We start from the raw sequence: 19,839 nt of genomic DNA on the forward strand, positions 1-19,839 counted from the left end.
TACCAAAGCCCTAAATCAAAACATTCTTTATCGCTTTCCATTCTTGCTCTGCTCTTAAAATTCCTAAAAAACAAACAAAAATAAAATTATCTTTTTCATTTTTACTCTTATTTTTCTAAATGCTTTTTGATTTTTTCATAAGCTTCGTTAATTTTTTGAAATTTTTCTACACCTTTTTTTAATTCTTCTTCGCTCACATTATTTGCGTTTAAAATATCAGGATGGTATTTTTTAGCTAAGGCTCTGTATTGTTTTTTTACCGCGTTTAAATCTGCATTACTTGAAAGCTCTAAAACGCTATAGGCTTCATCAAGACTTAACTCTTTTTGTCCGCTTTTTAAATTTGAAAGACTGGCGATAAAATTATCAAGCTCGCTTTTTGCTATATCAAAAGCCTTTGCGATTTGTTCTAAAATCTCTCTTTTTTTGTTATTAAAATCTGCATCGATTAATGCCATAAACACAAGCACACGCAAAACATTAAAACGCTCGTTTTTTGGCAAAGGAACTTCTTTTAAAAAATCCTTTGCCACATAAAAAGCATCGCTTAAATTATCTTTATGCTCATTAAAACTTGCTTTTAAAAATGCCCTTTCTCTTTCATCTTTGGCATTTGCATCTAAAATTTGACTGATCATTTCAGCTTCATCTTCGCTTACTCTACCATCGCTTTTTGCGATTTTTGCTAAAAGTGCGATGACATAGTAATTCATACGCCTTTTAAACTCATCTATTCTTTCTTCCATAACGCCCTTTGCAAAACCCCTTGCAAAGCCTTTAGCTCCACGCGTAGCTGAGTTTAAAAAATCTTGTTTTCCCCAAGTTTTGTAATACCAATAAAACGCTAAAATAGCGATGATTAATAAAATATAAATCATTATTCCATCATTTCTTTAAAAGAATTAAAATACTTAGCTTTTAGCTCTTTGCTTCCTAGTCCAATTTCATCTAAAACAAACTTAGCTTCACTCACACTTTGACCGATTTTTTGTACTTTGACATCAAAATTTTGCGCAAGTTCTAAAAATTTTTCTTCATCTAAAACCCCAACTATGGCACGACTTGGACTTTCATCAAAAATGATATCATTATGTTTTGAACTCATCTTTGCTTCAATTCCCACGCTTGATCTAGCCGCCATTTTAGCCAAAGTTAAAGCAATACCACCTATACCAACACTATTGGCACAATGAAGTAAATTTTGTTTATTAGCTTCTATGAGTAAATTCCATAGCTTAATTTCTGCTTCATAGTCTAACTCACAAAGCATTCCTTCTACTTTGCCATCTTGAATTTTTGCCGCCAAAGAGGCTCCAAATTCCCCTTTGCTTTCACCCAAAACAAAAATACTGATATTTTCTTGACTAAAAGCACTTGGCAAAGTTTTACTTGCATCTTCGTTCAAACCCACGCAAACTATGGTTGGACTTGGATAAATACTTACTCCATCGCTTTCATTATAAAGTGAAACATTTCCGCTTACAACTGGAGTGTTTAACTCTTTGCAAGCTTCTTTTATACCTTCGCAACCCTGTGCAAACTGCCACATGACTTCAGGATTTTGCGGATTGCCATAATTCAAACAATCACTTATTGCTAAAGGTTTTGCACCTGTGCAAGCTACTTTTCTACCTGCACTTGCTACTGCCATGCTAGCACCAATTTTTGGATTGATATAATTTAAACGCGAATTGCATTCTATCGCCATTGCTACGCTTGCACCATTTTCTTTAACGCGTATCACGCTTGCACCCAAAGCTCCATCGGCTTTTATGGTATTAGTTTGCACGCTAGAATCAAACTGATCATAAATAAAATTTTTATCGCTAGCATTTTCATTTTGCAAGATTTTTTCAAAAAGCTCTTGTTGAGACATTTTAAGTTCAAATTTATAATTTTTAATTTCATCTAGGTATTTTGGTTTAGAAGTTGGACGATCTAAAATCGGCGCTTTTTCGCTTAAAGGTTCTATTGGGATAAGCCCTACAAGCTCATCATTCCAAAAAAGCTCCATTTTACCCGTATTGGTAACTTCGCCCATTACCACAGCGTCTAAATCCCATTTTTTAAAGATTTCTATAACTTTATCTTCGCAGCCTTTTTTAGCACAAATTAGCATTCTTTCTTGAGACTCGCTAAGCATTAATTCATAAGGAGTCATTCCTTCTTCTCTCATCGGTGTTTTATCCAAGAAAAGCTTCATTCCACTACCACTTCTTCCTGCCATTTCAAAAGAACTTGAAGTAAGACCAGCTGCACCCATATCTTGAATTCCAACGATATAATCTGTTTTAAAAAGCTCCAAACAAGCTTCCATTAAAAGCTTTTCACTGAAAGGATCGCCAATTTGCACGGTTGGACGCAAAGACTTACTTTCTTCTGTAAAGCTATCGCTCGCCATCACAGCTCCACCAAGTCCATCTCTACCGGTTTTTGAACCCACATAAATCACAGGATTTCCTATACCTTCAGCCTTAGCATAAAAAATATCTTCACTTTTGCAAATTCCTAAAGCAAAGGCATTGACTAGAATATTTCCATTAAAGCATTCATCAAAGGCACATTCTCCTCCAATCGTAGGCACTCCCATACAATTTCCATAATGAGAAATTCCACTCACAACGCCTTTGACAAGGTATTTTTGATGTTTGCCGCATTTTTCATCGTGGATATTACCAAATTTTAAAGAATTCATTCCTGCAACCACTCTTGCACCCATGGTAAAAACATCACGCAAAATTCCACCCACACCTGTAGCAGCACCCGCAAAAGGCTCGATAAAGCTAGGGTGATTGTGACTTTCTACTTTAAAAACTGCTGCCATTCCTTTACCAATATCAATCACACCTGCATTTTCTCCTGGACCTTGTATCACCCAAGAAGCTTTGGTTGGAAAGCCATTAAGGTATTTTTTACTTGATTTATAAGAACAATGCTCGCTCCACATCGCAGAAATCACACCAAGCTCGAGTAAATTTGGCTCTCTACCTAAAATATTTAAAATTTCAGCATATTCATCATCGCTGATTTTATGTGCTTTAATCGTTTCTTTATCCATTTTTCTACCTTTCATTTTCCTAAGCAAAAATTACCAAACATTTCATCTAAAATTTCACTTCGATTGAAATCTTTGGTAAATTTTGCAAGCTCATCAATAGCTAAATTAAATTCAAACGCAAAAAGTTCTAAGGAATTTTCATTTAATAAATCTTTTGCTCTTAAAATTGCCTTGCTAGCATTTTCGCAAGATTGAATAAGGGTAAGATTAGTCGCAATCAAATCGTATGTTTGTTGATGATCTAAATAATTTATCAGGGCATTTTCAAGCAAAGTAATATCATTTTTAGCACTTAAATTTAAAAAATTCAAATTTTCTTCGTTGAATTGACACGGCAAATCCATTTTATTTAAAATCCAAAAGATTTTTTTGTCACAATTTTGCAAAAGCTTTAAAATCTCTTCATCTTCCAAATCTTTAGGTCTTGAAGCATCAAAAATCGCTAAAATAATATCAGCATCTTCAATGGCCTTAAAGCTTAATTGCACGCCTATTTGTTCTATGCTATCTTCACTTTGTCTTATGCCCGCAGTATCAATGATTTTAACTAAATGCGTACCGATTTTTAAATTTTCTTCGATACGATCTCTTGTTGTGCCCGCAATATCTGAAACAATAGCCCTATCATAATTTAATAAGGCATTTAAAATAGAACTTTTTCCGGCATTTGGCTTGCCTAAAATTACTATTTTAAAACCATCTATCAATCCTTTTTTGGATCTTGAAATGGCAACTATATCCTCTAAAAGTTTAGAATTTTTTAAGCACATATTTTGAATTTGTTCTAATAAATTTGGCGGCAAATCATCATCAGCATAATCAATACTCGTTTCAACATAAGCTAAAGTTTTAACCAAATCCATACGAATTTGATCTAAAAATACTCCTAATTTTCCTTCTAAATTTCTAGCAATGATTTTTGCGCCTTGACTTGATTTTGCAAGAATTAAATCTTGAATATTTAAAGCTTTTAAAACATTCATTTTGCCATTTAAGCAAGCCCTTTTACTAAATTCTCCACCTTTTGCGAGCCTTAAACCTAAGTTTAAAAATTCTTCAAGCACCACCTGAGCTAATGCAGTACCTCCGTGAATTTGAAATTCCACAACATCTTCGCCTGTAAAACTAAAAGGAGCTTTAAAATAAATCACAATTGCTTCATCAATAAATTCATCATTTCTATCATAAAGCTTGCAAAAATGTGCATATCGTGGTTTTAATATGGGTTGTTTAAGGAATTTTAAAGCACTCTCATAAGCTTGTGTTCCACTGATTCTAATAATAGAAATCGCACCAAGCCCATGAGCTGTTGCTAACGCGACGATGGTATCATTCATTTTATTTTATAAAATCATTTACTATGATAATTTTTTGATCGCCTTCACACTGTCTGATTCCAACATACTTGTGCGGAAAGCGCTCCCTTAAAAGCTCTAAAGCAATTTTCACTAAAACGCCATCTAAAGGCTTTGTTTGTGCCCTACCCGTGCTTTCGATTTTTTCTATCACGCCTTGTAAATATTGCTGTACTACTTGAGTTTGATTTTCTAAAAAATGAGAAATTTCAAGTCTAATAAATAAATTATATTTTGAATTAATCCAACTATGCAAAAGATAAGATAAAGCCTTATATCTACACGCTCCCTTGCCGATTAACAACGCAGAATCCTTGCCATCAAGCTTAATTAAAATATTATTATCATCATACATACGGAATTCAACAAGTTCAATATCAAAACCTAAAGAATCAATTAAAGTTTTTACTTGTATTTTTATTTCATCCAAACGATCAGTGTTTTTTTCTTCGCTCTCTTTATGAAAGGAATCAAAAATTGCATCGCTTTTGACTACATATTTTTCCTTTTTGATTTTTAATGACTCTTGCTCTTTGTGTTCTTCTTGAGCTAGAAAATCTTTTTTTACCTCTTCATGGCTGTTTTTTTCCTGTGTAAAATTTCTTAACTTTTCTACACTATCTTTTTTCTTACTTATTTTTTCCTCGGTTTTAATTTTATAATCTTTTTTTTCTACTTTTGGTTTTACCTTTTTAACACTGCGTGCTTCTATAATGGCATTTTTTCGAAAAAAACCTAAAAAACCTTGCTTTGGATATTGAATAACAGTGTATTCTATATCCATTACTGAGCATTGAAGTTGAATGGATGCCTGAGTTATCGCACTTTGTAAATCTTTAGCCTCTATAGTCATTTTGCTTGCTCCGTATGTTTTTTATGATGCTCTTTGGCAAACATTTTATTGATCACCCATTGTTGAATAAGAGAACAAATATTATTAACACACCAATAAAGCGTGAGACCTGCTGGGAAAGTGATAAAGAAGAAAGTAAAAATTACCGGTAAAAATTTCATAATCTTAGCCTGCATAGGATCTTGAATAGTCATTGGCGTGATAAGCTGTTGCATAAACATTGTTGCACCCATAAAAATAGGTAAGATAAAATAAGGATCCATTACCGATAAATCATGTATCCAAAACGCCCAAGGCGCAGCTTTAAGCTCAATAGCATTAAGTAAAACGCGATAAATTGCAAAGAAAATTGGAATTTGTAAAAGTATAGGCAGACATCCGCTCATAGGATTTGCACCATGCTTTTTATAAAGCTCCATCATATGCATATTCATTTTTTGAGGATCGCCTTTGTAACGCTCTCTAATTTCTTTCATTTTCGGTGCTAAATCTTTAAGCTTATTCATAGAAATCATTGATTTATAAGTAAGTGGGAATAAAATCAAACGCACAATCAAAGTCATTATTACAATAGCCCAACCCCAATTTCCAATATAATTATGCAAAAAATTTAAAAATTCAAACATAGGTTTAGCAATAAAAGTAAACCAGCCATACTCCACAACCGCTTCAAGACGCTCATCAATCATCCTTAAAATGGTGTGCTCTTTGGCACCTATATATCCACCTGCCTTAAATTCGTTATTTGAAAAGGCAAAAACGATAGGATTATCATTTTGATCTTTAGAAATCGTAACTTGCAAAGGCTGGTTAAAATTATAAAAAAAGGTTGCATAATATCTATCAAAAGCCGAAGTCATTAAAACCTTATTGAAAACCTCATCTTTTTCCACATCGCCATCTTCAAGAGTATGCAAAGTTTCTTCACTATCAAGTACCAAGGCTCCATGTACAGTATAGCTATCTACAGCTATATTTGGTCTATAGCCTGGACTTATAAAATAATTAGCATTTTTACTTAATTTTACTTCAATGTCGTAATTCCCTTGTGGGTAAAAAGTGATTTTTTTATACACGATTAAATCATTTAATTTTTGAGTTAAATTTAATACTGCTCCTTTTGAAGAATTCACATCAAGCATAGCAGTATCAGCCTTATAACTGTTTTCAAAAGCTTGTTTATTTAAAATTTGATCCGAAAAACGAAGTTCTAAAGGCAAAGGGGAAAACTGAGTTGAGATTAAATTTAACGATTGATTATTTTCATCTTTATACTTTTCATCTTTAAGATAAAAAGCCACAATACGACCTATGCGATCAATGTGTGCTTCAAAATGACTGCTTTTAACGGTTGTAATAATATCGTTTTTATTTACATTTTGAGTATTTGAAGGCTTTAAATCACTTTGAGTAACTTGAGTTTGCGGCGCTGCTTGCGTGGTAGTACTTGCATTTTGCACAGTGGTAATATTTTGTTCTGTGATATGATTTTTAGGAATAAAAAAATAATCATAGACGATAAAAAACAAAAAAGACAAAATAACAGCAAGTAAAATGCGTTTTTGTTGAGTAGGATTGTTATTGTTGTTGTTATTCATAATAATTTTTCCTTAAAATATAATCTTAATAAGATAAAAATGTTTATAATCACAAGGAATATAAATAAATTTAAGTCTTGTTTGAGCTAAAAATAAAGGTTGAAAGCAAGCATTGGCTATAGTAAAATCTTTATGAATGCGAGGATAATCAAATCCGCCTTTAAAAAAAGGGTTGCATTTTAAAATTCTCACAATAATCAAACATAATGCTTGAATGAGACTATTTTTATTAAGTTGCCACAAAGCATACTCAGAACAAGTTGGATAATATCTACAACTTCGTGGTTTTAGTGGACTTAAAAAATTCTGATAAAATAAAACCATATTCATGCAAATACTTTTAAACATCCTAATTTTTTAAAACCCCATTTTAAATTTTTTTCAAGTTGAAAAAAAGAGAGCTGTGTAATCTCATTTTTGGCTACGATAATATATTTTCCCTTTTCTAAATTCTGCGACAAATTTAAAAAAGCCATCCTTAACCATCTTTTAGATTTATTTCTAACAACCGCTTTTCCAACCTTTTTACTTGCGACAACTGCCATTTTATTTTCTATATCTTGAAAATAAAAAATAATAGCACCCTCGCAATGCCATCTTTTTCCTTCTTTGTAGATGGAAGAAAATTCTCTTTCAGTGTTGATTTTTAAAAATTTACTCACACTGCCAGTCTTTTTCTTCCTTTTGCTCTTCTTGCATTAATCACTTTACGACCGTTTTTACTTTTCATGCGAACACGAAATCCATGAGTGCGTTTTCTTGGAGTGTTATGTGGTTGATATGTTCTTTTCATCACTATTTCCTTAAAATTGTAAAAATAAAGTCTGAATTTTATCTCAATATTACTTAAAATTGCTTTTAATTAAGAGTAATTTTTAGATTATTTTGCTAAATTTATAAACTTAAAACCTTTTAAGGATCAACATATGAACTCTTTTAGAATCAGAGAAGCACAAAAAGAAGATTTAAAAAATATTCTCATTTTGCTTAAGGAACTTGCCATACATGAAAATATGTTAGATGAAGTAAAATGCAGTGAAAAAGAACTTGAAGAATCCTTTTTTACAAACAACTATGCCAAAGCTTTAGTTTTGGAATTTCAAGGGCAAATGATAGGTTATGCAATGTATTATTTTACCTTTTCATCTTTTTTGGGGCTTGGTGGAATGTATCTTGAAGATATTTACATTAAACCGGATTTTAGGGGTAAAGGTTTTGGAAAGGCTGTTTTTAAATATTTAGCACAAATTTGCAAAGAAAAGAACTTAAAAAGACTAGAATGGGTGTGTTTAAATGACAATCAAATTGGTATTGATTTTTATACTTCTCTCAAAGCAAAACATATGCACGAGTGGAGAACTTATAGACTTGATGGAGAAATTTTAAATAATTTAAGCAAATAATGAATAAAATTAAAGATTTATACTATTTAAGAGCTTTTGGTTATGAATTTATTGAACAAGATATTTACAATCAAACCTTAACAAATGATCAAAAAACCTTGTATCATCAAGTATTACAATGCAAACTTTGTCATTTGTCTAAACAAAAAAAACACGCAATGATAGAAAAACACATTCAACATAAAGCTTTAATGATAGTGAGTGATTTTGCAGACAAAAACGAAAATGAAAGCGGGGAGCTTTTAGACTCAAAATGGGGAGAAAAACTGAAATATTTGCTGAAAAAATACTTAAATTTAGATCGTAAAGATTTTTATATGTCTTATATTTTTAAATGTTTTAATACCTATAAAGATACAAGTTCGCTCCAAACTTGCATACCGTATTGGTTTAATGAATTTGCGCTTGTTGCACCAAAAATTGTATTGTGTTTAGGCAAAGACACATTTTGCCATTTTGGTTTTGAAAATTTTACGAAATTAAGAGGAGAAATTTTTGCTTTTAATAATAGCTTATTTATGCCAAATTTTGATATGGACTATCTTGTTAAAAATCCTAGTTCTGAAGCTGTATTTATCCAAGATTTACACAAATTGAAAGGAATATTATGAAAAAAATAATTTTATTATTATTAAGTTTAAATTTGCTTTTTGCGCAAAATCAAAAACTCTCTCCAATAGAACCCGCAAAAGACTTTTATCCTAAACTTTCCACTCAAAATTGCGACAGTGGTTGTTTATTTGATCTCTTAGAATCAAAACTTTATCTTAGCTTTTTAAGTGAATTCAATCAACAAAATGCAGATAATTTACTTAATAATATTTATATAAAACTTTTAAATTCTATTACTGATTTTGATAAAATTTTACAAAAACAAGCCTTAATCAAGCTTGCTATTATTGTGCCTGAAAAAACCATTAAAAGCTATTCAAACACTATTATTAATGCAAGTATTTCTTATCTTTTAAAACAAAGAGCACAAATTAAAGTCAAAGTTTTTCGCATAGGAACCGAAGAGGAAGCAAATATCCAAAATGCACTCGATGAAATCGAAAGTCAAAATTACCAATACGCCATTGCTGGATTCACTTTAAAAGGTGCAAATTATTTAAATTCTCATCTTAAAAATATCAAGGTTTTCATTCCAACCGTCCATAAAAACAATACCCAAATTTCTCATCCAAATATTTATTTTGGTAGTATTGACTATGATGCGCAAATTGCGGCTTTATTAAAATTAAGCAATGATAATATTGCAGTTTTTTCTGATAATTCAGCACTTTCAAATCACTTAAATGAAAAAATCAGCACCCAAATTCAAAATCCTATTCGTTTTTATAAAATTGATGGCGCTAAATTAGATTTTAAACAATTATTCCAATCCAATGGAGATTTAAACAACGCTTCAATTTTTCTTAATACGCCTTTAGTCAAAACCGCGCTTATAAGTTCGCAATTGCGTGTCAATGAAATTTCTCCATATATTCTTTTATCAACACAAATTAACTACAATCCTACTTTCTTAAGCATCACCCAAACCAACGATAGAAAAAACTTCATTATTGCCAATTCAATTTTTAATGAAGATCAAGGTTTAGCTTATATTAATTCTATTTTTGGACAAGATATTAATTATAACTGGGTTGCTTATGCTACAAGCGTAGGACTTGACTATTTTTATACTTCATTTATAAGTCAAGATTCTGAGAGAATTTTTGATGAAAAAATGCAAGATTCTCAATTAATCTATGATATTAAATTTATGAGAGGACTGGGATATTCGTTTGAAGAATTTAAAGAATTTAAATAGATTTAAATTTTGTAACAAAATTAAATATTAAAAATGACTTAAGCTTTTAATAAATAATACAAAGAAATTATCAATATTAAAGGCTTGTCATACAATAAATTCGCAAACCAATATAATATTAGCAAAATAGGCGGTATGCTACAATTAAGCCAAAGGGAAATCTTAATCCCCTTATTGCTAAGGAGACTTTGCTTTAACTTATCACCTTAATAGGCATTGACAGTTAAAATACAAAGTAGTATAATAACTATTAAGATTTGTGACATCTTTCATCACCTCCTTTTTGGGTGTGATTAAATGCCAAAGGTAGCTGCCTTTGGCACTCTACCCACTGAAATTATATCTAACTTAATTTAAAATCCAATTTTTAAAATTACAGTCTATTAAATAAAAATTCTTCGCTTTGCTCAGAATGACGATGAAAAACTCATAATAAAAAACTCAATTTTTTCAAATTTGGACAAATTCCCTAGTTTTGTCCAAAAAATTCTCGTAAAATCCTTAAAAATTAATTTTAAGGAGAAAAAATGGCATTAACTTCAAGTGGCTTTACCGCACCTATGACTAAAAATGTAAAGCTTAGATCTAGTGTTTATGAAACGATTATTCAAGTAGGACCTGATGAGACGCCTATTCTTTCCAAGATTGGCACTTCGAGCGTAACTAACCCGCTTTTACATTCTTGGCTTACTGATACTTTGGCAAAACCAAAACAAAATAAAAACCTTGAAATCACAGGTTTAACTGAAGTAACTAAAAATACCGTGCAAAAAACTTCCAATGCAACGCAAATTTTTAAAACAGAAGCTATGGTGTCTGATTCATTACTTAAGGCTAGACAATACGGTGGTAATGAAATGGCTTATCAAATGGGTAAAAAAGCTAAAGAACATAAGCTTGATATCGAGTATGCTTTATTTGGTTTGGGAAGAGATAGCGACACTAAGGTTTCAGTCTTTAAAGAATATGTGCAAGCCAATGAAAGCGTTGAGGGTGAAATGGCTGGAATGTTTTACTATATCGCAAAAGATGCAAAAAGCTTTAGTGATAGAAGAAGGGGTAATGTTTTAGCCTTTGATGAAAACGGTGACTGGACTGGTAATGCGACCGAACTCACAGAAGATAAGCTTAATCAAATTTTACAAAGCATTTGGGATAAGGGCGTAACAGCTAAAGATGTATTTGTAGGGGCTGATTTAAAAGCAGCAATTAATAGAATCGCTACAAGAATTCTAGGCAATGAAAAAACAAGCATTGAGACAGATTTTGGAGTGGTAAATTTTCATTTACATAGAATGCTAAGCAAAGAAAATAACTTAGCAGATTACTTAATCGCTGGGGATTTTTCATTTATGAAACACGGACTTTATATCCCAACAAAAATATCAGAAGTGCCAACCGATAAAACAGCACTTGCAAAGAGAATTTTTACTCAAGGCACGCTAGAAGTTAGAAATGCGGACGCCTTTGCTATCGCAGTGGGTTTAAGTTCTGTGGCAAGTAAAAAGATGGTTAGTGTGTATCAAAATTAATTTTTTTCAAAAGAATTTAAGCAAGTAAAAGCTTAAATTCTTCCTTTAATTTTTCATCCATTGCGACAGGTTTTGAATTTTTAATGAAAGCCAAAACAAAATCTGCACTAAATAATTTTTCCTCTTTTCTAAAAATCTCTTGACTTATCACAAGCGAAGCCTTTTTAAGCTCTAAAAGTTTTGTTTTTATTTCTAAAATATCACCTAATTTTGCAGGTTTTAAAAAATTACAATTTGCTTTAACAAGTAAAAAATGACCCTTTGATGCGTCAAATATATCCACATTTTTGGAAAAAAATATTTCACTTCTAGCTCTCTCGCAAAATTTCAAATAATTACTATGATAAACCACTCCACCCGCATCAGTATCTTCGTAATACACGCGTATTTGCATTTTTACTCCTAAATTTTTCATTTAAATAAAAAATATAATACAACAATCTAGCTTTTATGTAACTTTTTTGGTTAAAAAGCTATGAAATTTGATATAATTTTGGACTTATTTTAAGGACTTGTTATGGTTTTTTTAATCTTTTTTCTTATTGTTATCATTTTACTTTTTGGAATTGATTATTTATACTTTAACGATGAAAATGTCAAAATCAAAACTCATCAACAACAAAACCAACACCAAGAACGACGCATCGATATAAACCAAACGCCTTATTTAAATCAAATTTTAAAAAATAATAATGCACAAAAATAATATTTTTACCCTTACCCTGCCCGTTTTGATGGGTTACATACCCTTAGGAGCTACTTTTGGAATTTTAGCTGCTAGTAATAATTTTACTTTTTTAGAAACCCTGCTTAGTTCTGTGATAGTTTATGCAGGAGCTGGACAATTTGTTTTAGTGGGACTTGTAAGTGCAGGAGCTGGATTTTTAGAAGTATTTTTTGTCTCCTTTTTACTCAATTTCCGTCATTTTTTCTATACTCTATCCTTGCTTGATGATTTTAAAAAGCTAAATTTTTTAAAACACTACATTATGTTTGCATTAACAGATGAAAGTTTTGCACTCATTAGTGGCTTTAAAAAAAATCTCGAAAATTTAAATACAAGAGAAAAATCTTTTAAAATTTTTAACATTTGCGCTTTAAATCATTTTTATTGGATTTTGGGTTCTGTGCTTGGGTTTTATTTTCAAAAAAGCATTAAAATAGACTATTCTGGGGTTGAATTTAGCCTTAATGCGCTTTTTATAGTTTTAAGCTATGAGCTTTTTAAACAAAATCCAAATATTAAAATTTTATTGTTTTCAACTTTCATATCTTTATTTGCCTTATTTTTTATAGATAAGTCTTATATGTTAATCTTTTGTATAGCCTGCGCTTTAAGCTTGCTTTATTTTGGGAAAAAATATGTTTAGCGCGACTTTATTATTGATTTTTGCAGCGTTTTTGGGGACTTATTTGACAAGGGTTTTGGCGTATTTGATTTTCAAAAATCAAAACTCAAACCATAGGCTTGATTTCATCCAAAAAAATATGCCTTTAATTATCATCATTGTTTTATTTTTCTATACTTTTTATGAGGTTGATTTTACCCAAAGTCCTTATGGAATGAATATGATTTTGGCTTGCATTTTTGTATTTTTACTTCATTTTAAATTTAAAAATGCGCTTATTAGCATAGTTTTAGGCACGATTTTTTATATATTCATCTTAAGGATATTATAAAATGGATTATTTTTTATTTATTCTAACCTTTGCTTCAGTCTCTCTTTTGCCAGGATTATGTATGAGTTTAGCCTTTTCTTTGGGAGTTAGTCTTGGTTATAAAAAAACCTTATGGATGATGTTGGGAGAACTTGTAGGTCTTGGTATTGTGGTGTTAATTTGTGGCTTTGGGGCACATTTTGTTTTACAATACGATTTTGCTTTTAAAATATTTAAGATTTTAGCAGCCCTTTATCTTTTTTATATTGCCTTCATTTTGCTACGGACAAATTTAAGTCTTAAAGAAATTACAATCACGCAAAAAGAAAAATTTACTCTTATCTCACAAGGCTTCTTCACTGCAGTTTCTAATCCAAAAGCATGGATCTTTATGCTTTCTTTGCTTCCTCCATTTTTAAAATCTTATTCCGATTTATTCCTTTTAACTCTTATTATTTTAATGATAGAATTCATCGTTTTAAGTCTTTATGCTGCAGGTGGAAGTTTTTTAAGAAAAATTCTAAACGAACATATCAAAAAATTAAATAAATTTAGTGCTTTATGTGTTGCGATTTTAGGACTTAGCTTGTTATTTGAACTATAATAAAGATAAACTTAAATTGCTTTTTGTTAAAATTATAAAAAATTTTTAGGAAAAAAAATGAAAAATACCATTACTGAAGCATCAATTTATGAAGCACAAGGGCTTAAAGATGAAGCTTTAGAAATTTATAAAAACATACTCAAAAACGATCCTAATAACCAAAACGCCATAAATGCAGTAAGAAGACTTAGTGGTATTAAATCTTATCATGAAGAGCTTAACTCTCAAATGCTTGACTTTTTTATCCATATGAAAAGTGAAAAAGAAATCAATGAATTTAAAAGGTGGTTAATAAGAATATGAATTTAGAAGATTTAGCAAAAAAAACAATTGATGAAGTTAATATTCAATTAGAAGAACAATTTAAACAAGCTCAGCTAGAACAAGCGCAAAATATCGAAATTTCAAAAGAAGAAATAAATATTGAAAGAAATGATGAAATTTTAACACAAGAAGAAGTGGAAAAAGAAAGCTTTAGCGTCCATGAGCATTTTGAAGATACTTCTTTGAAGGAAGTTTTAAGCACAGATGAATTGTTTTTAAAAAATATTAGAGAAAGAATTTTAGTCTTATTTGAAGGACTAAATAATACTCAAAAACAAGATTTAGAATCCAGACTTAATTTAACCATTCATTTTTTAGAGTTTTTGCTTGCAAATATCGAAGATAGACTTAAAAAATAATATAGAATTAGCCTTTATCGCTGATTTTTTAAAGCCCTATACAAAAAGAGCTTATTTGGTGGGTGGAAGTGTAAGAGACTTACTCTTAGGGCTTGATATTCATGATTATGATATAGAAATTTATGATATCGAGCCTTTAAAATTTGAAAAAATTATGCAAAAACTTTGCGCTCAAGGATTTGGCAAAAGCTTTTTTGTGTATAAATATAAAAATTATGATTTAGCACTCGCACGCACAGAATCTAAAACAACACTAGGACATAGGGGATTTGAAGTAAAACTTTGCCATGATGAAAAAATTGCTGCAAAAAGAAGAGATTTTACCATCAATGCTTGTATGATTAATTTATTTAATAATGAATTTTTAGACTTTTATGATGGAATTTATGATTTAAATCATAAAATCATACGCCATATTGATGATGAAAGCTTTCAAGAAGATAGTTTAAGAATTTTGCGCGCAATCGTTTTTGCTTCAAGATTTAATTTTCGCATCGCAGATGAAAGCCTCAAACTGATGCAAAAAATGGATATAAGTGATTTAAGTCTTGATAGAATCAATACAGAGCTTTATAAATTTTTCAAAACAAAACATTTAAATTTGGGGTATGAATATTTGCAAAAATTAAATTTAGATGAAAAAATTTTTGGTTTTCATTTTATAAATGATGAATTTCAAAATTTACTTAAAAAAGCACAAGAAAAAATCAACGATGAGGCTTTATTTTTATATCTTTATCTGAATTTTTTTCAAATAGATCAAAGGGAATTTTTTCTAAAAACAAAACTCAAAAAAACCCTACTAAGAAGCTCAATGCAAGCTTATTTTCAAGATGAAATTGATGATTTTGAAATGATGGAAATTGCACTTGAAATGCCTTTGAAGAATTGGCTTGGTTTATGGAGCAATTTAAGAATAGAACAAGCAAAAAGACTTAAAATTTATGATCAAAAATTCAAAATCCAAATCAATTCCGATTTATTGACAAAACAAAGTTTAAAAGGAAATGATTTGGCAATTAAAATTAAAGAGCTAAAAAAAGAACAAATTCAAAACTATTTAAATAAGGAAGAAAAATGAAAAATTATATATTAAAAATTTCCTGCAATGATGAAAAAGGCTTGATTTACCGAATTTCTGATGTTATTTTCAAATATCATATCAATATCATCAAAAACGATGAATTTGTAGGCGAAGATCGTTTTTTCTTCCGTTCTGTTTTGGAAGGAGAATTTGACGAAAAAGCATTTATTGGTACTCTTGAAGCAATGCTACCAAAAGGTGCTTTTGTGGAATTAAACACGAAAAGAAAAAAAGATATTGTGATTTTTGCAACAAAAGAAGCGCATTGTTTGGGAGACTTACTCATTAGAGATTATAGCGGCGAATTAAATGCCAATGTAAAAGCCGTCATTGCAAACTACGATACTTTAAAAAGTTTGGTTGATAAATTTAATATTGCCTATCATAGCATTGAAGCAAGTAATCTTGAACGCAAGGAACATGAAAATTTAATCTTGCAATGTTTGCAAAATTACGATTTTGATTATGTTGTGCTAGCAAAATATATGAGAATTTTATCGCCCGATTTTGTTAAACATTTTGAAGGAAGAATCATTAATATTCATCATTCCTTCTTGCCTGCATTTATAGGTGCAAATCCCTACAAGCAAGCTTATGAGAGAGGAGTTAAAATCATAGGCGCCACAGCTCATTTTGTAAATAATAATCTGGACGAAGGTCCTATCATTACCCAAGCGGTTATCCCTGTAAATCACGAAGACACTTGGCAGAGTATGCAACAAGCGGGTAGGAATGTAGAAAAAAATGTGCTTTCTAAAGCTTTAGATCTGGTGTTTGATGATAGAATTTTCATTTATAAAAATAAAACCATTATTTTTTAATAAATATTTACTTATACCAAAAGATTTGCAAACTAAGGTCTTTTGGTATATATCTTTGCTTTGATAAGTTCTCTTAAATTTATCAAATCCAAAAAACCATATCATGCAAATTTTATTTGTGTTTTTATTGTTTTGTTTAATTTTAAAATTTGATGATTAAATTATATATTAATAATTTATTTTGAATAAATTTCATAGCTTATATGTAATTAATAACTCTTTTGTTTCTAATCTATAGCTTAAATTTTTATAATAAAAAATCATTTTATCTCATATGGCTAAAAAAATAATATACAAACGCAACATAACAAACCATAAATATTAAACTCAAACTTATCCTATGTATTTTATAAAAAATATTAATTATAAATACTATAATAATGATTAACAAACAAAAAACAACAATAAATTCTGATATATCATTAATAGTATGAATATCAACATTAAAAAACCACTGCATTGGAGCTAAAAGCCACCTAAATTCTTCACCTTTTATTAAAATAGAATATACAAATGGAGAGATTATCACAATACCAAAACATATAAAACAATCTAATATAAATTTAACAAAATAAATTTATTATTCATAGATATTCCCTTGCTATATATTGATTATTTTTTAATATCTTATTGGTTGCAACATTAATAGAATTTATTCCAGATCCAAAACCCCAAAAACCATCATTGAATTCATTGGTTGTCGTTGTGTCATACTATTTATGTTCTTCTTTTCTAAAAGTTACCAATTTACCAAGATTGTAATCCCAATATTTTACATCTCTTTCAAATTTCATCGTATCTAACTCATCAGGACTTTTGCCTTTGGTAAGTCCTAAAAAGGCGTGGGTGAAATCAAAATAAGTACTCAGTTGTTTATATTAAAATTTCTTGTTATTTTTCCAAATAATTTATTAATATAAATCGTTACATAATGCTTCATTTATAAAATCCTAATGATAAGTTCCAATTGCATGAAGCAAGAGATATGAACAAATATAACTCATTATGAATAATAAAATACTAAACATAAGCTTTCTTTTAAAAATAGCCAACAAAAACAATATGCCTACCCCAGAATACATAACTATTAAAAACATAATTACACTAGACAAAACCAAAGGAATAGCATTGTAAATATATAATAGATTAAAAGGAATGCAAAAGTATATGATGAGAATAAGGACATTTGGGTGAATCAAATTAAATATTATCAAAAATAAATTATCACCATCTTCAATAATTGCTTTAAAATAGAAAATAAGAAAAATTGTAAAAGTAAGAATCAAACTACATACAAACCAAGCAATTTGCCCACTTGATATATTGTCTATTCCTTTACTTTCTAGCTTTGTTTTTAATTTAGAATAAATAGGAATTTGCAAATTTACTCCTTTATGAAAGAATTAAATTCTCATCAATTAAATGTGCTAACATTGGATATATCAGTATAGTCTTTGATTTGAGTGATAAGTTCTTTAGAATTCATTAATGCCTTTCCCCTTTATACTCTTCATCACTTTTTACAAATTTGCCATTAATAAAACAATGAAAAGATCCGTCAGCAGCAGAACTATAACTTGTATTTGTAAAGCTAAATTCTCTTCCTTCATCTCTAAACAATCCATAATTTTTTACTTTATAATCTATCATGATATAAAAACTATAGGATATTTTTACCTTTACATACATAATAAGTTGTCATACCTAAATAAGGTCTTAATTTTTTATAAGTTTCTTCACTCATATATGCTTTAAATTAATCTTCGTAATATGTAAATTCAGGTTTATCTTTGAAATTAAAATTAACTTCTCACCTATTTTATAGCTATTGATGTAATCATCACGATAATATTTACAACCATTGGAAAGGACTTGAGGGAATTTGTTTTTTAAGTAGGTAAAATCCACAAAATGAGTTTCATTTCCTACTTTGATTTCGCTACGCAAATATTTACTATGAAATTCTTCTCTTTTCTTTTTTCAATATCTCTTCTCTTATTGCCTTATTAAAGAATAAATTCTACCATAATTACTGCAAGGTTTTCTAACTCACTGGTTTCTTTTCCTTTAAAAAACAAGCACTTAAAAAGATGAAAGTAAATAAAGTAAAAGATAATGACTTTGGTGATTTTTATTAATCATTTTTATTTTAATAATGTAGCATTTTGCAATATAATTTATTAAAAACTCACTTCATATCTTCCAAACACTTTAAACGTCATAAAAAATATTTAATCTTTCTAAAATTTTTTACACCCAATAAACCTAAAAACAAACAACACTAAAAACCAAGAAATATTGTTTTGTAATTGATTGATAAAAAAATAAACGAGTATAAGTAATAAGTGATTTTAAAGCTACTATTAAATCCGAAAAATAACACTTCTATTTGTGACATGAAATTAACACATTAATTTAATACACCTTATTTTAAATTATAATGCATTTCATCATAGTTTCTCCCTAAATTAAATTTTAGCAGAATCATTTTTCTTGAACCATTTTTATATGTAAAAATACAATAAAATATCGCATTTATGTACTTGTGAATGTTGAAATTTAAACATATACTTACAAGTATTGATCTTTATAAATTTTTAAAATCTTTATTATAAGAGTTTACTAATTTTAATAGATAAAAAAACCTTGATTTAATTTTATATCTTTTATATCTTTTATTTTTATAGATTTATTGTTTGGATTATTTTTATTTATTAGAATGGTTATTGTTTTTAGGGATGGTGGTTAAATGGGTGAATGGAGGGGAGTTGTAAGCATATAAAAGTCTTAGTTTAAGATTTTGTGTGGGAGAAATTTACAAAGATTAAAATCCATCAAAAGAAATAGAAAGATTTTATGAACAATTAAATAATTAAAAACCCAAACAAACAAATAAGAATTATTCATTAAGGATAATAAAATAAAAACACCCATGCTAAAATTTAACCCCATTTGTTTAATTTTAAAATCCAAACAATTGCATCATACTAAAATAACTCTTTCTAATCCAAAGGTATGCCAACACCTATTGCATCTCATAACCAATAATAAAAAACCATTAATTAAACAATAATCAGCATAAATAATAAACTATAAAATAAAAGCAGCTAAAAACAAATTTAAAAAAATAAGCTCAAGAATAATAAAATAAAAATAAGTTTTGAAAAATATTATTAGAAGTTTAAAATATTACAAGTCATAAAGAAATATACTGGTTAAAAACTAAATAAAACTATAATAAGTATAAAGATATAACATAAATCAGATAAAAAAGAAGCTTTGAAGTATAAAATAAATTATACAAGAATTAACAAGTCCGCAATGAGCTACTTTCCCCCTGCCAGTAAGGCGTAGTATCATCACCCACGATGTGCTTAGC

Annotated in this window: 23 protein-coding genes; 12 read left to right on the plus strand and 11 right to left on the minus strand. The window is 29.3% G+C overall.

What is annotated here, in order from left to right; genetic code table 11:
• Window positions 1-107 precede the first annotated feature (107 nt).
• The 8 genes from ELQ16_RS08210 to rpmH are packed head-to-tail and all read right to left on the minus strand — an operon-like array spanning window position 108 to window position 7,657.
• Window positions 108-878, minus strand: a complete 771-nt coding sequence (locus ELQ16_RS08210) for a DnaJ family molecular chaperone (protein ID WP_134239070.1) — start codon at window positions 876-878, stop codon at window positions 108-110.
• Window positions 878-3,058, minus strand: coding sequence for a phosphoribosylformylglycinamidine synthase subunit PurL (purL, locus tag ELQ16_RS08215; RefSeq protein WP_134239071.1), 2,181 nt, complete (start codon window positions 3,056-3,058; stop codon window positions 878-880). The genes ELQ16_RS08210 and purL overlap by 1 nt, the downstream gene beginning before the upstream one ends.
• 11 nt (window positions 3,059-3,069) lie before the next feature.
• Complete coding sequence (gene mnmE, locus ELQ16_RS08220) at window positions 3,070-4,395, minus strand: tRNA uridine-5-carboxymethylaminomethyl(34) synthesis GTPase MnmE (RefSeq protein WP_134239072.1); 1,326 nt, start codon at window positions 4,393-4,395, stop codon at window positions 3,070-3,072.
• A 1-nt stretch (window position 4,396) separates the two neighbouring features.
• Window positions 4,397-5,266: a Jag N-terminal domain-containing protein gene (locus tag ELQ16_RS08225; RefSeq protein ID WP_134239073.1), complete on the minus strand. Its 870-nt coding sequence runs from the start codon at window positions 5,264-5,266 to the stop codon at window positions 4,397-4,399.
• Complete coding sequence (yidC, locus tag ELQ16_RS08230; protein ID WP_134239074.1) at window positions 5,263-6,864, minus strand: membrane protein insertase YidC; 1,602 nt, start codon at window positions 6,862-6,864, stop codon at window positions 5,263-5,265. The genes ELQ16_RS08225 and yidC overlap by 4 nt, the downstream gene beginning before the upstream one ends.
• 12 nt (window positions 6,865-6,876) lie before the next feature.
• The gene (gene yidD / locus ELQ16_RS08235; RefSeq protein ID WP_134239075.1) at window positions 6,877-7,212 is read right to left on the minus strand and encodes a membrane protein insertion efficiency factor YidD; all 336 of its coding nucleotides are present in this window, start codon (window positions 7,210-7,212) and stop codon (window positions 6,877-6,879) included.
• Window positions 7,191-7,526: a ribonuclease P protein component gene (gene rnpA / locus ELQ16_RS08240; protein WP_134239076.1), complete on the minus strand. Its 336-nt coding sequence runs from the start codon at window positions 7,524-7,526 to the stop codon at window positions 7,191-7,193. Before rnpA ends, yidD begins: the two co-directional genes overlap by 22 nt.
• Window positions 7,523-7,657 (minus strand): 50S ribosomal protein L34, encoded by a 135-nt coding sequence (gene rpmH, locus ELQ16_RS08245; protein ID WP_134239091.1) that lies wholly within the window; start codon window positions 7,655-7,657, stop codon window positions 7,523-7,525. The genes rnpA and rpmH overlap by 4 nt, the downstream gene beginning before the upstream one ends.
• A 133-nt stretch (window positions 7,658-7,790) precedes the next feature.
• Between rpmH and ELQ16_RS08250 the strand changes: the two genes are divergently transcribed.
• The 4 genes from ELQ16_RS08250 to ELQ16_RS08265 all read left to right on the plus strand — a co-directional run bounded on the left by ELQ16_RS08250 (window position 7,791) and on the right by ELQ16_RS08265 (window position 11,609).
• Entirely contained in the window at window positions 7,791-8,267 is a 477-nt protein-coding gene (locus tag ELQ16_RS08250; RefSeq protein WP_134239077.1) for a GNAT family N-acetyltransferase, read from the plus strand.
• Window positions 8,267-8,878, plus strand: a complete 612-nt coding sequence (locus tag ELQ16_RS10200; protein ID WP_134239078.1) for a uracil-DNA glycosylase family protein — start codon at window positions 8,267-8,269, stop codon at window positions 8,876-8,878. Before ELQ16_RS08250 ends, ELQ16_RS10200 begins: the two co-directional genes overlap by 1 nt.
• On the plus strand, window positions 8,875-10,077 hold the full coding sequence (locus tag ELQ16_RS08260; protein WP_134239079.1) for a hypothetical protein: 1,203 nt from the start codon (window positions 8,875-8,877) through the stop codon (window positions 10,075-10,077). Before ELQ16_RS10200 ends, ELQ16_RS08260 begins: the two co-directional genes overlap by 4 nt.
• 527 nt (window positions 10,078-10,604) lie before the next feature.
• Window positions 10,605-11,609, plus strand: coding sequence for a DUF5309 family protein (locus tag ELQ16_RS08265; protein WP_134239080.1), 1,005 nt, complete (start codon window positions 10,605-10,607; stop codon window positions 11,607-11,609).
• 16 nt (window positions 11,610-11,625) lie between these two features.
• On the opposite strand, the gene ELQ16_RS08270 is transcribed toward ELQ16_RS08265, so the two are convergent.
• A complete protein-coding gene (locus tag ELQ16_RS08270) occupies window positions 11,626-12,003 on the minus strand; it encodes a YbgC/FadM family acyl-CoA thioesterase (RefSeq protein ID WP_134239081.1) in 378 nt (125 codons plus the stop codon).
• 123 nt (window positions 12,004-12,126) lie between these two features.
• On the opposite strand from ELQ16_RS08270, the gene ELQ16_RS08275 reads away from it, so the two are divergent.
• Genes ELQ16_RS08275 through purU form a run of 8 tightly spaced genes read left to right on the plus strand, consistent with a single transcriptional unit; the run spans window position 12,127 to window position 16,460 of the window.
• Window positions 12,127-12,315, plus strand: coding sequence for a hypothetical protein (locus ELQ16_RS08275; RefSeq protein WP_134239082.1), 189 nt, complete (start codon window positions 12,127-12,129; stop codon window positions 12,313-12,315).
• The gene (locus ELQ16_RS08280) at window positions 12,302-12,979 is read left to right on the plus strand and encodes an AzlC family ABC transporter permease (RefSeq protein ID WP_134239083.1); all 678 of its coding nucleotides are present in this window, start codon (window positions 12,302-12,304) and stop codon (window positions 12,977-12,979) included. Before ELQ16_RS08275 ends, ELQ16_RS08280 begins: the two co-directional genes overlap by 14 nt.
• A complete protein-coding gene (locus ELQ16_RS08285) occupies window positions 12,972-13,289 on the plus strand; it encodes a branched-chain amino acid transporter permease (protein ID WP_134239084.1) in 318 nt (105 codons plus the stop codon). Before ELQ16_RS08280 ends, ELQ16_RS08285 begins: the two co-directional genes overlap by 8 nt.
• 1 nt (window position 13,290) lies before the next feature.
• Complete coding sequence (locus ELQ16_RS08290) at window positions 13,291-13,872, plus strand: LysE family translocator (protein ID WP_134239085.1); 582 nt, start codon at window positions 13,291-13,293, stop codon at window positions 13,870-13,872.
• Between the two features lie 57 nt (window positions 13,873-13,929).
• Entirely contained in the window at window positions 13,930-14,175 is a 246-nt protein-coding gene (locus ELQ16_RS08295) for a tol-pal system YbgF family protein (RefSeq protein ID WP_134239086.1), read from the plus strand.
• Window positions 14,172-14,555 (plus strand): CiaD-like domain-containing protein, encoded by a 384-nt coding sequence (locus ELQ16_RS08300; protein ID WP_134239087.1) that lies wholly within the window; start codon window positions 14,172-14,174, stop codon window positions 14,553-14,555. Before ELQ16_RS08295 ends, ELQ16_RS08300 begins: the two co-directional genes overlap by 4 nt.
• Complete coding sequence (locus ELQ16_RS08305) at window positions 14,524-15,636, plus strand: CCA tRNA nucleotidyltransferase (protein ID WP_134239088.1); 1,113 nt, start codon at window positions 14,524-14,526, stop codon at window positions 15,634-15,636. Before ELQ16_RS08300 ends, ELQ16_RS08305 begins: the two co-directional genes overlap by 32 nt.
• A complete protein-coding gene (gene purU / locus ELQ16_RS08310) occupies window positions 15,633-16,460 on the plus strand; it encodes a formyltetrahydrofolate deformylase (protein ID WP_134239089.1) in 828 nt (275 codons plus the stop codon). Before ELQ16_RS08305 ends, purU begins: the two co-directional genes overlap by 4 nt.
• Before the next feature lie 950 nt (window positions 16,461-17,410).
• Here purU and ELQ16_RS08315 read toward each other — a convergent pair.
• Both ELQ16_RS08315 and ELQ16_RS10330 read right to left on the minus strand, forming a co-directional pair.
• Window positions 17,411-17,842 (minus strand): hypothetical protein, encoded by a 432-nt coding sequence (locus tag ELQ16_RS08315; RefSeq protein WP_134239090.1) that lies wholly within the window; start codon window positions 17,840-17,842, stop codon window positions 17,411-17,413.
• A 103-nt stretch (window positions 17,843-17,945) separates the two neighbouring features.
• A complete protein-coding gene (locus tag ELQ16_RS10330) occupies window positions 17,946-18,110 on the minus strand; it encodes a hypothetical protein (protein ID WP_243832619.1) in 165 nt (54 codons plus the stop codon).
• Window positions 18,111-19,839: the final 1,729 nt, after the last annotated feature.

It is taken from the genome of Campylobacter sp. US33a, assembly GCF_004378855.1.
Taxonomy (GTDB): Bacteria; Campylobacterota; Campylobacteria; order Campylobacterales; family Campylobacteraceae; genus Campylobacter_D.

Coding starts and splice junctions, on each gene's coding strand:
- ELQ16_RS08210 (WP_134239070.1), bottom strand. CDS start 878: ATGATTTATATTTTATTAATCATCGCTATTTTAGCGTTTTATTGGTAT.
- yidC (WP_134239074.1), bottom strand. CDS start 6,864: ATGAATAACAACAACAATAACAATCCTACTCAACAAAAACGCATTTTA.
- ELQ16_RS08225 (WP_134239073.1), bottom strand. CDS start 5,266: ATGACTATAGAGGCTAAAGATTTACAAAGTGCGATAACTCAGGCATCC.
- ELQ16_RS10200 (WP_134239078.1), top strand. CDS start 8,267: ATGAATAAAATTAAAGATTTATACTATTTAAGAGCTTTTGGTTATGAA.
- ELQ16_RS08265 (WP_134239080.1), top strand. CDS start 10,605: ATGGCATTAACTTCAAGTGGCTTTACCGCACCTATGACTAAAAATGTA.
- ELQ16_RS08250 (WP_134239077.1), top strand. CDS start 7,791: ATGAACTCTTTTAGAATCAGAGAAGCACAAAAAGAAGATTTAAAAAAT.
- yidD (WP_134239075.1), bottom strand. CDS start 7,212: ATGTTTAAAAGTATTTGCATGAATATGGTTTTATTTTATCAGAATTTT.
- ELQ16_RS10330 (WP_243832619.1), bottom strand. CDS start 18,110: ATGATAGATTATAAAGTAAAAAATTATGGATTGTTTAGAGATGAAGGA.
- ELQ16_RS08290 (WP_134239085.1), top strand. CDS start 13,291: ATGGATTATTTTTTATTTATTCTAACCTTTGCTTCAGTCTCTCTTTTG.
- ELQ16_RS08260 (WP_134239079.1), top strand. CDS start 8,875: ATGAAAAAAATAATTTTATTATTATTAAGTTTAAATTTGCTTTTTGCG.
- purL (WP_134239071.1), bottom strand. CDS start 3,058: ATGGATAAAGAAACGATTAAAGCACATAAAATCAGCGATGATGAATAT.
- ELQ16_RS08280 (WP_134239083.1), top strand. CDS start 12,302: ATGCACAAAAATAATATTTTTACCCTTACCCTGCCCGTTTTGATGGGT.
- rpmH (WP_134239091.1), bottom strand. CDS start 7,657: ATGAAAAGAACATATCAACCACATAACACTCCAAGAAAACGCACTCAT.
- ELQ16_RS08295 (WP_134239086.1), top strand. CDS start 13,930: ATGAAAAATACCATTACTGAAGCATCAATTTATGAAGCACAAGGGCTT.
- ELQ16_RS08275 (WP_134239082.1), top strand. CDS start 12,127: ATGGTTTTTTTAATCTTTTTTCTTATTGTTATCATTTTACTTTTTGGA.
- mnmE (WP_134239072.1), bottom strand. CDS start 4,395: ATGAATGATACCATCGTCGCGTTAGCAACAGCTCATGGGCTTGGTGCG.
- ELQ16_RS08285 (WP_134239084.1), top strand. CDS start 12,972: ATGTTTAGCGCGACTTTATTATTGATTTTTGCAGCGTTTTTGGGGACT.
- ELQ16_RS08270 (WP_134239081.1), bottom strand. CDS start 12,003: ATGCAAATACGCGTGTATTACGAAGATACTGATGCGGGTGGAGTGGTT.
- purU (WP_134239089.1), top strand. CDS start 15,633: ATGAAAAATTATATATTAAAAATTTCCTGCAATGATGAAAAAGGCTTG.
- ELQ16_RS08300 (WP_134239087.1), top strand. CDS start 14,172: ATGAATTTAGAAGATTTAGCAAAAAAAACAATTGATGAAGTTAATATT.